The organism is Nocardioides sp. N13(2025), from assembly GCF_051912545.1.
GTDB lineage: Bacteria > Actinomycetota > Actinomycetes > Propionibacteriales > Nocardioidaceae > Nocardioides.
On the sequence record NZ_CP196809.1, the window covers coordinates 2694390 to 2708958 of the forward strand.

The 14569-nt window shown below is 74.7% G+C and carries 10 protein-coding genes; 5 read left to right on the forward strand and 5 right to left on the reverse strand.

Annotated features, from left to right (window positions below; translation table 11 throughout):
* Positions 1-87 precede the first annotated feature (87 nt).
* Together ACS3YM_RS13115 and ACS3YM_RS13120 are read left to right on the forward strand one after the other, a co-directional pair.
* Positions 88-2976 (forward strand): ATP-binding protein, encoded by a 2889-nt coding sequence (locus ACS3YM_RS13115; RefSeq protein WP_439936872.1) that lies wholly within the window; start codon positions 88-90, stop codon positions 2974-2976.
* Positions 2973-5924, forward strand: a complete 2952-nt coding sequence (locus tag ACS3YM_RS13120) for an AAA family ATPase (RefSeq protein WP_439936873.1) — start codon at positions 2973-2975, stop codon at positions 5922-5924. Before ACS3YM_RS13115 ends, ACS3YM_RS13120 begins: the two co-directional genes overlap by 4 nt.
* Positions 5925-6011: 87 nt before the next feature.
* On the opposite strand, the gene ACS3YM_RS13125 is transcribed toward ACS3YM_RS13120, so the two are convergent.
* Entirely contained in the window at positions 6012-6293 is a 282-nt protein-coding gene (locus ACS3YM_RS13125) for a hypothetical protein (RefSeq protein ID WP_439936874.1), read from the reverse strand.
* A 134-nt stretch (positions 6294-6427) separates the two neighbouring features.
* Positions 6428-7510 (reverse strand): NAD(P)-binding domain-containing protein, encoded by a 1083-nt coding sequence (locus tag ACS3YM_RS13130; protein WP_439936875.1) that lies wholly within the window; start codon positions 7508-7510, stop codon positions 6428-6430.
* Positions 7511-7573: 63 nt separating this feature from the next.
* Here ACS3YM_RS13130 and ACS3YM_RS13135 point away from each other — a divergent pair, with 63 nt between their 5' ends.
* The 3 genes from ACS3YM_RS13135 (at position 7574) to ACS3YM_RS13145 (ending at position 11857) form a co-directional block, all read left to right on the forward strand.
* Positions 7574-8332, forward strand: coding sequence for an isocitrate lyase/PEP mutase family protein (locus tag ACS3YM_RS13135; RefSeq protein ID WP_439936876.1), 759 nt, complete (start codon positions 7574-7576; stop codon positions 8330-8332).
* Positions 8333-8395: 63 nt separating this feature from the next.
* Positions 8396-11353 carry an AAA family ATPase gene (locus tag ACS3YM_RS13140; RefSeq protein WP_439936877.1) on the forward strand — a complete coding sequence of 986 codons (2958 nt, stop codon included), beginning with the start codon at positions 8396-8398 and terminating at the stop codon, positions 11351-11353.
* 84 nt (positions 11354-11437) lie between these two features.
* Positions 11438-11857, forward strand: a complete 420-nt coding sequence (locus ACS3YM_RS13145; protein ID WP_439936878.1) for a PLD nuclease N-terminal domain-containing protein — start codon at positions 11438-11440, stop codon at positions 11855-11857.
* Between the two features lie 20 nt (positions 11858-11877).
* Here the strand turns inward: ACS3YM_RS13145 and ACS3YM_RS13150 are convergent, their stop codons facing one another.
* Genes ACS3YM_RS13150 through ACS3YM_RS13160 form a run of 3 tightly spaced genes read right to left on the reverse strand, consistent with a single transcriptional unit; the run spans position 11878 to position 14560 of the window.
* Positions 11878-12918 (reverse strand): ABC transporter ATP-binding protein, encoded by a 1041-nt coding sequence (locus ACS3YM_RS13150; RefSeq protein WP_439936879.1) that lies wholly within the window; start codon positions 12916-12918, stop codon positions 11878-11880.
* Positions 12915-13703 (reverse strand): ABC transporter permease, encoded by a 789-nt coding sequence (locus ACS3YM_RS13155; protein ID WP_439936880.1) that lies wholly within the window; start codon positions 13701-13703, stop codon positions 12915-12917. The genes ACS3YM_RS13150 and ACS3YM_RS13155 overlap by 4 nt, the downstream gene beginning before the upstream one ends.
* Entirely contained in the window at positions 13700-14560 is an 861-nt protein-coding gene (locus tag ACS3YM_RS13160; protein WP_439936881.1) for an ABC transporter permease, read from the reverse strand. The genes ACS3YM_RS13155 and ACS3YM_RS13160 overlap by 4 nt, the downstream gene beginning before the upstream one ends.
* Positions 14561-14569 lie beyond the last annotated feature (9 nt).

A 14569-nucleotide genomic window follows, 5' to 3' on the forward strand; every position in this document is an offset into this window, starting at 1 on the left:
CGATCCTTGACACCCCCAACAATCGGGTTGCCCGGCGGGCCGCCACGGGAGGATCGTCGGTCCGAGGAACGGGTGACGGAGGCCCGGATGAGCGCACTTCCCCGGCCCGACCTGGCGGCGGGCCCCCACCACGACCTCAACGACGCCCTCCACGACCTCCACCACCGGGCCGGCTGGCCGTCGCTGCGCACGCTGGCGCGGATGACCGGGGTCTCGCACACCACCGTGTCCAAGGCCTTCTCGACCGCCACCCTGCCGACCTGGGGCACCCTCGAGCTCGTCGTCGAGGCCCTCGACGGCGACACGGAGGCCTTCCACGACCTGTGGCTCGCCGCCTCGACCGGCCGCGTCGAGGACGTCGCCGCCCCGGCACCGCGGATCGCCGGCCGGCGCGCCGAGCTCGACGTCGTACGCCGCCACCTCGACACCGGCACCGGCCTGTTCCTCGTGGTCGGCGAGGCCGGCATCGGCAAGACCACGCTCGTGCGGGCCGCGGCCGAGCGGTGCGACGCCTTCGTCGCCGTCGGTCACTGCCTGCCGCTGTCGGCAGAGGTCCCGCTGATGCCGGTGGTCGACCTGCTGCGCGGCATCCACGCGCACGGGGACGGACACTGGTTCAAGGACGCGCTCGCCGACTGCCCGGCCTACGTCGGCGGCCTGATGACGCGGCTGCTGCCGGAGCTGGACGCCGGGGACGACCCGCACGGCTCGGACTTCGCCCGGCCCCACCTCTTCGCGGCCGTCGCCTCGGTGCTCGACGCCCTGGCGACCTACGACCGCGTGGCCCTGGTCATCGAGGACGCGCACTGGGCGGACACCGCGACGATGGCGCTGGTGGAGTACGTCGTGAGCCGGGGGTGCCGGGCCCCGGTCGTGGCCACCTGGCGCAACGACGACCCCGCGGTCACCGCGGTGCACCACGAGTGGCTCGCCCGGCTGCGCCGGCTCTCCGAGGTGCAGTCCGTCGTGCTCGGCCCCCTGCTGCCCGACGAGACCGCGGAGCAGCTGCGGCTGGCCGGCATCACCAACGCCCGGGCCGCGCGAGAGATCCACGAGCGCTCCCGGGGCAATCCGCTCTACACCGCCCTGATCGCGGTCCACGACGGCCCGCGCAGCTCGTCGCTGCCGCCCGAGCTCGCCGGGCTCCTCGACCAGCGGCTCGACCACCTGTCCCGGCCGGCCGGGCAGCTCGCCTCCGCGATGGCGGTGGCCGCGCGCCCCGTGCCGGTGGAGGTGATGGCCGAGGTCACCGCACTGGCACGCGACGAGGTGCAGCTCGCGCTGGGCGAGCTGTCGACCCAGCACCTCCTGGCCAGGGACTCGGGCGACCTGGCCCAGCTCGCCCACCCGCTCCTCGTCGAGGCCGCGCAGCGCAGGCTGCTCCCCGGCGAGGGCGGTCGCCTGCACCGGCTGCTCGCCGAGTCGCTGGCCGCACGGCCCGGCCACGTCGACCCCGGCGAGGTCGCGGAGCACTGGCGCAGCGCCGGGGACCCGGTCCAGGAGGCGCGGTGGCGCATGGCGGCCGCGGAGCAGGCTCAGCAACGCACCCAGCCACGGTCGGCGTCCGCCCACTGGTGCCGGGTCCTCGAGATCTGTCGCGGGCACGACGTGCCGGACGTCGACCCCGTCTCCGCCTGGACGGGGGCCTTCGACGCCTTCCAGCTCTCGGGGGAGCTCGAGCAGGCAAGGGCCCTGTGCTCGGAACAGCTTCCGGACGTGGACCGACTGCCGCCCCAGCAGGCCGCAGAGGTCCTGCGGCGTGCAGCGCTCATCGCCCAGGTCGTGCTCGACGACATGCAGGGGTCGCTCACCCTCCTCGACCAGGCGCTGACCCGGCTGGGCGGGCAACCTGTCTCCCCCTGCCTGGTCCGCATCCTCGTCCAGCGAGCCAACTCGCTGATCGACCTCGGCCGGTTCGAGGAGGCCGTGCACGACCTGTCGCGGGGGCTGGAGGCCTGCGAGCTGCTGGGCGACGCAGCGCTCTTCTTCCACACCTCGGCCACCCTCGGCTGGCACCGCGGCCACCAGGGAGACCTGCCAGGTGCCCTGGACTGCTTCCGCGCAGCACGGCTCCGCATGCCCGAGCCCACCGACCCGTGGCTCGAGGCCTACCTCGCCATGATGGAGACCGACGTCCTGCTCCGGCACCACCGGCCACCGGAGGAGGTCGAGCGGGCGGCGGAGCGCGCGCTCCGGATCGCTGGGAGGTGGGAGATGAGCTTCCACCTGCTCACCGTCGTGCGCGCCAACGTCGTGGAGTCCTACCTGGACGCCGGACGGGTGGAGGAGGCGGTGACCCGGCTGGCGGACGTCCCCTCCTCCGACAGCTACGACGACTGGCCCGGGGCCTGGATGACCGCGCGGGTCGCGCTCGTGCAGGGCCGCCTCGACGACGCCGGCGCGGTGATCCACCGGCTCCTCAGGGCAGGCAGCAGTCCGCCCACGATGCTGCGGCGCGCCGTCTGGGAGGCCGCGACCCTGCTCTGGTCCGGCCGTCCTGCCGACGCCTGGGCGGCGCTCCACGACCCGCTGGAGGTCATGCTCGACAACCGCGGCGTGGCTGACTACTGGCTGGGGTTCCTCTACCTCGCGCGCGCCGCGGCCGACCGCGTCGCGCTGGGGGACGCGGCCACCACTGCGGAGCTCGTCGAGCTGCGCAGGCGGGCGATGGTCGACCCCCTCGACCCGGGGCGCGCACCGCCGGTGCGGGTCGCCGCCGGGCTCACGTGGGACGCCGAGCTGCACCGGATCGCCGGCACCGACGACGCCAAGGAGTGGGGCTGGGCCGCGTCCGCGTGGGACCTGCACGGACGTCCCCACCAGGCGGCGTACTGCCGGTGGCGGGCAGCCCAGTGCGCCATCCGGGACGGGGAGAGGACCCTCGCCGCCCGGCAGCTCAGCCGGGCCGCGATCGAGGCCCGCGAGCACGTCCCGCTCTCGGAGGCGATCGCCGCGACCCGCGCGGGCGTGCGGTGAGCGCGCTCCCCCGCCCCGACCTGCCGCCGGGGCCGCACCACGACCTCGTCGAACGGCTCCACGACCTCCACCACCGCGCCGGCTGGCCCTCCCTGCGCGCGCTCGCCCGCGAGACGGGGGTCTCGCACACCACCGTCTCGAAGGCCTTCTCCACCACCACCCTGCCGACCTGGGGCACCCTGGAGCTCCTCGTCGAGGCCCTGGACGGCGACGTCGCAGACGTCCGCGGGCTCTGGCTCGCCGCAACGTCCCCCGCCACGTCCCCCGCCACGTCCCCCGCCACGTCCCCCGCCGCCGACCGCACGGCTGCTGCGCCGGACATCGCCGGCCGCAGGGGCGAGCTCGACGTCGTACGACGCCACCTGGAGACGGGGTCCGGGCCCCTCCTCGTCATCGGGGCGGCGGGCATCGGCAAGACCAAGCTGGTCACCACCGCTGCGGGGCGGTCCGGCGCGTTCGTGGCCACCGGGCACTGCCTGCCGCTGTCGACCGGCGTCCCGCTCCTCCCGGTGATCGACATCCTGCGCGCAATCCACGCCCGCGACGGCGGTCGGGCGCTGCGTGCAGCGGTCGCCGACTGCCCGGCCTACATGATCGCGTCGCTGGGCACCCTGCTCCCGGAGATGGCGCCTGACGCGCCGGCTCCGGAGCGCGACGCCTGGGGCCGCGAGCGGTTGTTCACCACCGTGGCGACGGTCGTCGGCCGGCTCTGCGCGACCGAACCGGTGGCGCTGGTGGTCGAGGACTGCCACTGGGCCGACGCCACCACGCTGGACCTCCTGCTCCACCTCACGAGCCACCGGTTCGCGGTGCCGCTCGTCTGCACCTGGCGCTCGGAGGACCCCGAGGTCTCCGCTGCCCACGGCGCCTGGCTCGCACAGGTCCGACGTGTCCCCGAGGTGTCGGTGCTCGAGCTCGGCCCACTGGCTCGCGAGGAGACGGCTGAGCAGCTCCGCCTCGTCTCGGGCGTGGAGCCCGACGACGCGCTCGTCGACGTCGTGCACGCGAGGAGCCAGGGGGTGCCCCTCTACACCGCCCACCTCGCCACCCCGACCCCCACTCCATCCGCCACGGCGCTGCCGCACCAGCTCGCGGACGTCCTCGACAGGAGGCTCGGCGACCTCGACGGCGCTCCGTGGCAGGTGGTGCGGGCGCTCGGTGTGGCCCAGCGCCGCCTCGGCCCGGCGATCCTGGGCGCGGTGACCCGGCTCGAGGAGACCGACCTGCACGACGCCCTCCGCGTCCTGGCCCGCCGCCGGCTCCTGACGCCGGCACCGGCCGAGGACGTCGGGCTGGCGCACCCACTCTTCGTCGAGGCAGTCACCCGACGCCTGCTGCCGGGTGAGGCCGCTCCGGTCCATGCACGCCTCGCCGAGGCCCTGGCCTCCGAGCCGGGCTGCGAGCCGGCCGAGATCGCCCAGCACTGGCGCGCGGCGGGGCGGCCCGACCTGGAGGTGGACCCCCTGGTCGCGGCGTCCCGGCGCGCCGTGGACCAGTTCGCCTCCCGGGAGGCGCTCGACGGCTGGCTGCGCGTCCTCGAGCTGTGGGACGCAGGGTCGACGCCCGCCGGCACGGAGCTGTGGGAGGTGTTGCGCGAGGCCATCGACGCAGCGATGGAGCTGGCCGACTTCGAGGTCGGCCGCACCCTGTGCCGGCGGGCGCTCGAGCTGGACCTCCCCGACGCGGCACGCGTGCACGTCCTGCGCCGGGTCGGCGCGATGCTGTGCGAGGCGGGCGACCAGGAGCAGGGTCAGCGCCACCTCGACGAGGCGGTGGCGCTGCTCGACCACCTCCCGCCCTCGGCCGAGCTCGTCGACGTGCTCCAGGACAGGATCGAGTACGCCGGGCTCACCCGGCTCGCCGCGGCCCAGACGGCCATCGCTCGTGCCTTGGACATGCTGGAGGTGCACGAGGACCTCAAGCGCCGTCGGCGGCTGCTCAACTGGGCCGCCTGGTTCGAGCTCGCCGGCGGCGACCCCTCGAGCGCACTCGCCGTGCTGGGCCGGGCCCGTGCGATCACCCTCCCGGACGACGACCCGACGACCGACGTGGCGCTCAGCATCATGGCCACCGACATCCTGCTCCACGCCGGAGCCCCCCACGAGCAGGTGGCGTCAGCGGCCGGGGACGCGCTGGCCGAGGTGGAGAAGTGGCACCTCGAGGGCCGCACCGTCGACGTGATCCTCCGGTGCAACGTGTGCATCGCGCACCTGCGCGCCGGCGACCCCCGGGCGGCGGGGGTGGCGATCGCTCCCCTCACGCACCTGTCTCCCACTCCCCTCACGGCCTATGCACACGTGCTCCAGGCAGCGGTCGACCTGCGCCGGGGCCGGGTGGACGAGGCGCTCGCGCGCTCCCACCAGGCAGTCGAGCAGGTGCCCAACCGGCACGACGACGCGTGGCTGGAGTGCGTGGTCTTCGTGGCCGAGGTCGAGCTGTGGGGACGACGTCCTGAGTCCGCCGTCGCCCTGACCCAGCAGGCGGTCGACAGCGCGCGGACCACCGACGCATCGCGCCTGTCGGGTCAGGTGCTCGTCTCCCAGGCACGAGCCGTCGCCGACCTGCTCGAGACCAGCAATGCCTCGAGCACCGAGCGCCGACGGGCGGCCGGGACCTTGGCGTGCGAGCGCGCGGCAGCGGCGGTCGACCCCTTCGGCCCCCACGCGATAGGTGTCGCGGTCCCGGCCATGGCGGCCACCTGGTTGGCGGAGCTCGGCCGGGCCCGGTCGGAGGAGTCGACGCGGGAGTGGGCCGCCGCGGCGACCTCGTGGGACGACCTCCGCCGCCCCCACGACGCGGCGTACTGCCGATGGCGGGCGGCCCGGTGCGCCCTGCGTGACGGTCGGGGCACGGTCGCGGCGCGCCTGCTCGGGCGAGCCGCGGCCGATGCCCGCGAGCACGTCCCCCTCTGGGAAGCGGTAGCTGCCACCGCGGCCACCGCAGGCTGAGTCCTGGACCAGCGTGCGGCGACCGCGGTCGGGATCCCGGCCAGGGACAGGGACCGGGCGACCCCCGCCGTCGCCCGGTTCCTGACGTCACAGGCCGTTGTCCCCGAAGTTCAGCCGGTTGCGGGTCCCGCTGCCGGCCGGGTTGGTCCTCTTCTCCAGCTTCTTCGGGTTGCCGTACTCGTCCCCGAAGGTGCCCCGGGGGCCCTCGGTACGGGTCGGCTGCCGCGGCGCCTTCGTGTCCTTCTTGACGACCTTGTTGATGTCCTGCGAGGGCGGGGAGACCTCGTTGCTGCACGAGGTCATCGCCAGGAGCGCGCTGATCGCGACGGCGGAGGCGAAGCCCCTGCGGATGGTGCGGTTGCCGTTCATGGGTTGTCCCTTTCATGGAGCCGGTCCGCTCTCGGATCGGCGGTGATGGGACAACCGTGAGGCCGCCGGGGAGGCGGTTGACGCGGGTTGACAGGAGTTGACAGCGCGACCGGCCGCGGTCTGGACCGGACCCCTCAGGCGGCTGCGTCGGCGAGACGCCGTACGACCGCAGCGGCCGCGGCGCGACCCGCTCGACTGGCCCCGATCGTGCTCGCGGAAGGTCCGTAGCCGACGAGCTGGACCCGCGGGTCCACCACCGCGGTGGTCGCTCCCTGCACGTTGCCCGGCAGCGGCACCAGGGCGATCCCGCCCTGCGGTGTCCGCAGCCCGAGGGGTGCCAGGTGGTCGACCGCGGGGCGGAAGCCGGTCGCCCAGAGGATCACGTCGACCCGCTCGAACCGACCGTCCGACCAGCGCACGCCGTCGGGCTCGATGCGGGCGAACATCGGCAGCCGCTCGTAGGCACCGCGGCGCGCCGCCTCCTGCTCCTGAGGTCGCAGGGACAGGCCGGTGACGCTGACGACGCTCGCCGGCGGGAGCCCACGGCGTACGCGCTCCTCGACCGCGGTCACGGCCGCGAGACCGGCGGCCGCGTCGAGGCCCTCGCGCCACACCGGCGGGCGCCGCGTCACCCACAGCGTCTCTGTCACCGGCGCGAGCTCGCCGAGGAGCTGGACCGCCGAGGCCCCACCCCCGACGACGAGCACCCGCTTGCCGCGGAGGTGCTCGACGCCGGGGTAGTGCGCGGTGTGCACCTGCTCGCCCGTGAACGACTCGATCCCGGGGTAGAACGGCACGAACGGTCGCGTCCAGGTCCCTGTCGCGTTGACGAGGGTCCGGGTGCGCCACGTGCGCTCTCCGGCACTCACCACGAGCAGCTCGCCGTCGCTCTCGACGCGCTCGACCCGCACCGGACGCAGCACGGGGAGGTCGTGGTGGCGCTCGTAGCCCCCGAAGTAGGCGGGCACCACGACCTTGGCCGGCTGCTCCGAGCGCTCCGGCGCGACCGAGCCGGGCAGGTCCGCGACGCCGTGCACGTCGTCCATGCCCAAGGAGTCCCACCGGTGCTGCCAGGCACCGCCCGGGTGCGGGTTGGCGTCGAGCACCACGTGGTCCACGCCCCGCTGGCGGAGGAAGTACGACGCCGCGAGCCCGGCCTGGCCGGCTCCGACGACCAGTGAGTCGAGGGTGTCGCTCACAGGGTCGGGCAGGTCCATGCCGGTGCAACGCGTGAGGCTCTCCCCCTATGCCCGCGCGCCGCCCGGTGGCAGCCTCGACCCATGGACATCGCGACGCGCGCCACCACCCTGCTCGAGCTCCACCACGCCGGCACCCCGCTGGTCCTGCCCACCGTCTGGGACGCCTGGTCCGCACGCGTCGTCGCCGGAGCCGGCTTCGCCGCGCTCAGCATCGGCAGCCACCCGCTCGCCGACTCGCGCGGCCAGGGCGACAACGAGGACATGTCGCTCGCCGACGCCCTCGACGGCGTACGACGCATCTGCTCCGCGGTGCCCGACGTGCCCGTCACCGCCGATCTCGAGTCCGGCTACGACACCCCTGCCGGCGAGCTGGTCGAGCGGATGCTGGAAGCGGGCGCGGTGGGCCTCAACATCGAGGACACCGTGCACTCCGAGGGCCGCATGCGGAGCGCGACCGAGCACGCCGACTACATCGGCGCGATCCGGCAGGCGGCCGACGCGGCCGGGGTCGACGTCGTCGTCAACGCCCGCACCGACGTCTTCCTCAGGAAGGGGCAGTTCGACGACCCGGTCGCGGAGGCGATCACGCGGCTGCGCGCGTGCGAGGAGGCGGGTGCGCGCTGCGCCTACCCGGTCGGCGTCCCCGGCGCCGACTCCCTCCGGGCGATCCTCGACGCGCTCTCCGGGCCGGTCAACGTGATCGCCAACCCGCGCACCGGCTCGGCGGCCGGGTCGCTGGAGGACCTTGCGGAGCTGGGCGTGCACCGCGTGACGTTCGGTCCGAGGCTGATGCAGGAGCTCGCCCCCGACCTCACGGCCCTCGTGACGCCCTGGCTGTAGGCCGCGGGTCTGGACAAGCCCACCCGGCGGGTCGATCCTTGACGAGAACCCTGGGGAGGGCCGATGGGCCAGCTGCATGCGCCTGAGCTCGAGCCGGGGCCGCACCGCGACCTCGTCGAGGCGCTGCACGCGCTGCACCACCGGGCGGGCCGGCCCAGCGTCCGCTCCGTCGCCTCCAGGGCCGGCTGCTCGCACACGACCGTGTTCCACGTGTTCTCCCACCCGCGCCTGCCCTCCTGGGGGCTGCTGGAGCTGGTCGTGGCGGCCCTGGCCGGCGACCCGGCGGAGTTCCGGGAGCTCTGGCTGGCCGCGACCGCGGACGGCACGCGCCACGTCGCCCCACCGGCGCGCACGATCGCGGGTCGGCGGGCCGAGCTCCTCGTCCTGCGCCGCCACCTCGAGGGCGGCGGCGGGCTGCTCGTGGTCGCGGGCGAGGCGGGGATCGGCAAGACGACGCTGGTCTCCGCGGCGGCCCAGCAGGTCTCCACCTTCGTCGCACGCGCCGGTGGGCTCCCGCTGCTGGCCGACGCTCCCTTCGCGCTCGTGGCCGAGGCGCTGCGCGAGGTCTGGCTCTCCGACGAGGGGCGGTGGTTCCGGGAGGCGCTGGCGGCGTGCCCGGACTTCGTGGGGCCGTCGCTGGCGCGCGTCCTGCCCGAGCTGGAGCTGCCCGACCGGGACCGCGACGACCGCTTCGCCACGGCCCGGCTCGTCGCGGCGATCCAGTCCACCCTGGCCTCCCTGGCGACGCTGCGCCCGCTGGCGCTGGTGCTCGAGGACGTCCACTGGGGCGACGCGAGCTCGCGTGCCTTCGTCGAGCGGCAGGTCGTCGGCGGTCGCGGGGTCCCCGTCGTCGCGACGATCCGGAGCGGCGAGTCCGGCGATGCCGACGAGTGGCTGCTGCGCGTCCGACGGGAGGCGACCCTGCTGCTCAACCTGCCGCCGCTCACGGAGAAGGAGACCCGGGAGCAGCTGCGTCTGCTCCACGGGCGCCGGCTCTGGCACGGCGACATGGAGCGCATCTACCGCCTCGGACAGGGCGTGCCCCTCTTCACCGAGGAGCTGTCCCGGTCGAGGACCGAGGACGTCCTGCCCGAGCGGCTCGTCGACTCCCTGTCCCGCCACCTCGACGGCCTGGGGCCGGCCGCCCGGGCGGTGCTCGTGGCCGCGGCCGTCGCGGACCGACCGCTCCCGCCGGCGGTCGTCTCGGCGGTGACCTCGCTGGAGGACTCCGAGCGCACCCACGTGCTGCGCGAGCTGGTGTCCAAGCACCTGGTCGCCGACCCCTACACGACGTCCGACGTGGCCGTGCGGCACCCGCTCCTGGCCGCCACTGTGCGCTCGCAGCTCGTGCCGGGCGAGGCCGCCTCGGCGCACCGGCGACTGGCCACGGCGCTCGCGGAGTCGGCGCACCCGTCGGCGGCCGAGGTCGCCGAGCACTGGCGCGGTGCCCAGGACGTACGAGAGGAGCTGCGCTGGCGGGTGGCCGCGGCCCGCACCGCCTGCAGCCGGCTGGCCCGGGACGAGGAGGCGGTCCACTGGGAGCGCACCCTCGAGCTGTGGCCCGCGGACGGCCCGCCGCCCGTCGAGGCCGGGATCACCAGGTCCGAGCTGCTCCTGGAGGTGGTCCACGCGATGATCGGCTCCGGTCGTACGACGGATGCCGGTCCGTGGGTGGAGGAGGCACTCGCCCTCGGCCCGAGCGTCCCCGAGCCCGACCACGCGCTGGCCCTGCGGCGCGCCAGCCAGGTCCTCGCCGATGTCGACCCCGATGCAGCCGTGCGCCTCGCCGAGGAGGCGATCGACGCGCTGGAGCAGCTCGGGGACCGGGTCGAGGTCGTGCGCGCGCTCGGCGACCAGTCCTGTGCGCTGCGCGGCGCCGGGAGGTACGCCGAGGCGGACGAGGTGGTGGGCCGGGCGCTCGCCCTCTCCGCGACGCTGGACGAGCCCGCGCTGCACCGCGACGTGCTGATCGAGCGCGCCTGGCTCGACGTCGCCTTCGGGCGTGGGACGGCCGGCCTGCGCGCGGTGCGCGAGGCGCGGCTGATCACCGTCGAGGGCGAGCCCTTCAGCGAGGTCTGGCTCGGCACCTACCACACCGACCTGCTGCTCATGCGCTGCGCGAGCGGGGACGAGGTGGCCGACGCGGCCGACTCCGGCCTGGCCGCGGTGCGCGACGCGGGCATCGAGTCGTTCATCCTCAGCACGCTCCTCGTCTGCAACGTGGCCGAGGCGCGGATCCACGAGGGCGCGATCGCGAGCGCGTCGCGCCTGGTCCGTCCCCGCACGAAGGACCGGCCCCAGCGGACGACCCGGTTCCTGCACCTCACACGCGCCTGGGTCGAGGTGGCGCACGGGGACCTGGAGGCCGCCGACCAGCGCCTCGAGGCCGTGGCGCCGCTCATCGTCGGGGTCAGCGCGCACCGGCAGGGCCTGCTCACCGTGCAGGCCCTCTGCGACCTGTGGCGCGGGGCGCCGGCCCGCGCCCTCGTCCGCATCGGCGACGGCATCGCCGACGAGACCGTGACGTCGTGGTCGCCCTACACGGGGAGCCTCCTGCTGCTGGCGGCCCGCGCCGCGGCCGACGTCGCCCGGACCGACCCGGCGCGACGCCACGCGCTCGCCGACCGAGTGGCCGGCTGGCACCGCCAGTTCGCGCCCGACCCACTGTCCCCCGACGCCCCCCACGCGGCCGCGTCCGCCACCCGGAGCACGTGGCGGGCCGAGCTGGCGCGGCTCGCCGGCACCGCGCACGTCACCCACTGGACCGGGGCCGCCGAGCAGTGGGACCTCGTCGGGCGGCCGCACGAGGCGGCGTACTGCCGGTGGCGGGCGGCCGAGGTCGCGCTGCGCGACGGCCAGGGCGTGCTCGCGGCGCGACTGCTGCGCCGCGCCCACGCCCAGGCCCGGGGTCACGTCCCGCTGCTCGCCGCGATCGACCGGTGCCGCGTGGACGTCCCCGCCACCCGGGTCGGCGCGCCCACGACGGGTCGCGCCCCCGTCGCCGCAAGTCCCCGCGCCTGACCGCTTCCCCGCGCTACGCTGCGGACGCCCCGGGTCGGCCCGGTGCCCGAGGCCCCGGCAGGGCCGACCTGCGGGGGTCCGTCGATGCGGCTGCTCTTCTTCCTGGTCCCACTCGTGCTCTGCGTGTTCTGCGTGATCGATGCGATCAGCAGCCGCGACGACGAGGTGCGCCACCTCTCCAGGGTGTGGTGGATCCTGCTGATCCTGTTCTTCCCGTTCGTGGGATCGATCGCGTGGCTGGCCGCCGGGCGCCCGGTCCGGGCGCCGCGCCGCTCGGGTCCCCACGAGCGCAGCGCCACCGCCTTCCCGGAGTACGACCGCCCCGGTCGCTTCGCGGCTGCGGACCCCGAGGCCGACGAGGCGTTCCTCCGCAAGGTGCGCGAGCGGGCGGAGGAGCAGCGGCGCAAGGCGCGGGAGGAGAAGGCTGCCCAGGGCGAGGCCGCCCAGCGCGAGGCCGCGGAGCGTGAGGCCGGCGAGGACGAGCCGGGCCGGCCGACCGGCTGAGGTCGCCTGAGCTCGGGGGGTCAGGCCACGACGAGCACGGGCGCGGGGTCGACCTCGAGACGCACCCGGTCGCCCGGCTGGAGCCGCAGCGCGTCGGAGCTGGCGACCTGCGCGAGCACCACGGTCCCGTCCGACAGCGTGCAGGTCACCCGCGACAGCGGCCCCAGGAACATCACCGTCGCCACGGTGGCCGGGCCGTCCGGGTCCGCGACGACCGACACCGACTCGGGGCGTACGAGCGCCATCCCCGCACCCGTGGCGGACCCGGGCAGCACCGGCACCTCGCGGCCCAGCACGGACGCCGTCCCGCCCTGGACGTGGGCGGGCAGGCGGTTGCTGAGGCCGACGAACTCCCCCACGAAACGGCTGGCCGGGGACGAGTAGAGCTCGGCCGGCGGGGCGAGCTGCTCGAGCCGACCCGCGTTCATCACCCCGACCCGGTCGGCGACGGCCAGCGCCTCCTCCTGGTCGTGCGTGACGAACACGGTGGTGGTGCCGACCTCGATCTGGACCCGGCGGATCTCGTCGCGCAGCTGGACGCGCACCTTGGCGTCGAGGGCCGAGAGCGGCTCGTCGAGCAGGAGCACGGACGGCTCGATCGCGAGGGCACGGGCCAGCGCGACCCGCTGCTGCTGACCGCCGGAGAGCTGGTGGGCGTAGCGGTCGGCGTGCTCGGCCAGTCCGACGAGGTCGAGCATGTCGCCGGCCCGGGCACGCCGGGCCGCGCCGTCCTTGCCGCGCATCTTGAGGCCGAACGCGACGTTGTCGATGACCGTCATGTGCGGGAAGAGGCTGTAGGCCTGGAACACCATCCCCATGTCGCGCTTGCTGGCCGGCACCCTGGTCAGGTCGCGGCCACCGACCGACACCGTCCCCGACGTGGCGGCGTCCAGGCCGGCGAGGATCCGCAGGGCAGTCGTCTTGCCGCACCCCGACGGACCGAGCAGGGCGACCAGCTCCCCCGGGTCGATGCGCAGCGTCAGCCCGTCGAGGGCGCGGACCTGGCCGTAGACACGGGTCAGCTCGGACAGCTCGACGGCGAGACCGTTGTGCTCGGTCATGGGGTTGCTCCTTGCTTGTGCCGGTCGCGGCCGAGGAAGGTCAGGCCGATGAGCAGCAGGGCGACGAAGATCATCGAGGCGAGCGCGGCCGCCATGGCGGCCGGTCCGTTGTGCTTGTAGAGAAGGGCCATCGCCACCGGGAAGGTGTCGAAGTGCAGCAGCGAGGCGAAGACGTACTCGCCGAGCACCAGCGCCACCGAGATGAACGCCGCACCGAGGATGCCGCCGGTGATGTTGGGCATGATGATCCGCGCGATCACGGTGAACCAGCCGGCCCCGAGCGAACGGGCCGCCTCGGAGAGCGTGGCCGCGTCGATCCCCGACAGCGACGCGTCGATCGCACGGTAGGAGTAGGGCAGCACCAGCACGACGTAGGCGAAGGTCAGCACCAGCGCGCTGTCGCCCAGCAGGTAGGTCACCCACGAGTACACGTTGCTGATGCCCACCACGATCACCAGCGCGGGGATCGTCAGCGGCAGCAGACAGAGGAACTCGACCAGCCCGCGCGCCCGCGGGACCCGCAGGCGCACCCACACCATCGTCGGGACCAGCAGCGCCACCATCAGCACGACGGTGAACAGCGCCAGCAGCAACGAGGCGATGATCGAGGACCGCAGGTCCTCGTCGGTGACCATCAGCGCCCAGTTGTCCCACGTGCGCCCCGGCGCACTGCCGCGGACCTGGGTCGAGAAGTCGAACATCGCCAGCAGCGGGACGAAGAAGTAGGCGGCGAACACGACCAGCAGGACGGCCCGGACGACCCGGAAGCCGCGGCTCGGCGTCATCGCAACCACCTCGTCGTACGACGCAGCAGCACGTTGTAGGCCACCATCACCAGCGTCACCACGACGATCATCTCCAGCGCGAGCGCGAAGCCCACGTTGGCCTGGCCGAGCAGGACCTCGCTCGTGATGGCCTGGCGGATGAGCAGCGGGACGATCGGCTGGCCCTGGCTGACCAGCACCGCAGCAGTGGCGTACGCCGCGAACGCGTTGGCGAACAGCAGCAGGGTCGCGCCGAGGAAGGCCGGGCGCAGCAGCGGGATCGCCACGTGGCGCCAGTAGTCCCAGGTCGACGCACCGAGGTTGACCGCGGCCTCGCGCCACTGCGGGCGCAGGCCCTCGAAGGCCGGCGCGAACACGATGACCATGAGCGGGACCTGGAAGTAGGAGTAGACGACGACCAGCCCCGGCAGCCCGAAGAGCCAGCCGCTGCCGTAGATGCTGGTGCCGGTGAGGTCGAGCACAGCGTTGGTGATGACGCCCACCGGGCCGATCGTCGCGATCCACGCGAAGGCGAGCACCACGCCGCCGAACTGGGCGAGCACCCCGCTGACGGCGAGCGTCGAGCGGCGCAGCAGGCTCGACACCGGCATCGAGACGACCAGGTAGGCCAGCAGCGCGCCGAGCACGGCGCCGATGAGCGCCGTGGACGCCGACAGGACCAGGGAGCCCCGCAGCGCCGTGACGGCGGCGTCGCTGGTCAGGGCGTCGAGGTTGCCGAGGGTCGGGCGCCCGTCCTCGTCCTGGAAGGCCCCGACGACGACGGTCAGCGTCGGGACGACCAGGAAGACGAGGACGAACGCGAGGAACGGCAGGAGCGGGAGGGCCGGGCCGACGGCGAACCGCCGGCCCGTGCCCACTCTGGCGGC

What these genes read in the sequence shown, in the direction of transcription:
- ACS3YM_RS13115 (WP_439936872.1), top strand. Translation starts at nt 88, where the DNA reads ATGAGCGCACTTCCCCGGCCCGACCTGGCGGCGGGCCCCCACCACGAC.
- ACS3YM_RS13155 (WP_439936880.1), bottom strand. Translation starts at nt 13,703, where the DNA reads ATGACGCCGAGCCGCGGCTTCCGGGTCGTCCGGGCCGTCCTGCTGGTC.
- ACS3YM_RS13140 (WP_439936877.1), top strand. Translation starts at nt 8,396, where the DNA reads ATGGGCCAGCTGCATGCGCCTGAGCTCGAGCCGGGGCCGCACCGCGAC.
- ACS3YM_RS13125 (WP_439936874.1), bottom strand. Translation starts at nt 6,293, where the DNA reads ATGAACGGCAACCGCACCATCCGCAGGGGCTTCGCCTCCGCCGTCGCG.
- ACS3YM_RS13145 (WP_439936878.1), top strand. Translation starts at nt 11,438, where the DNA reads ATGCGGCTGCTCTTCTTCCTGGTCCCACTCGTGCTCTGCGTGTTCTGC.
- ACS3YM_RS13130 (WP_439936875.1), bottom strand. Translation starts at nt 7,510, where the DNA reads ATGGACCTGCCCGACCCTGTGAGCGACACCCTCGACTCACTGGTCGTC.
- ACS3YM_RS13150 (WP_439936879.1), bottom strand. Translation starts at nt 12,918, where the DNA reads ATGACCGAGCACAACGGTCTCGCCGTCGAGCTGTCCGAGCTGACCCGT.
- ACS3YM_RS13135 (WP_439936876.1), top strand. Translation starts at nt 7,574, where the DNA reads ATGGACATCGCGACGCGCGCCACCACCCTGCTCGAGCTCCACCACGCC.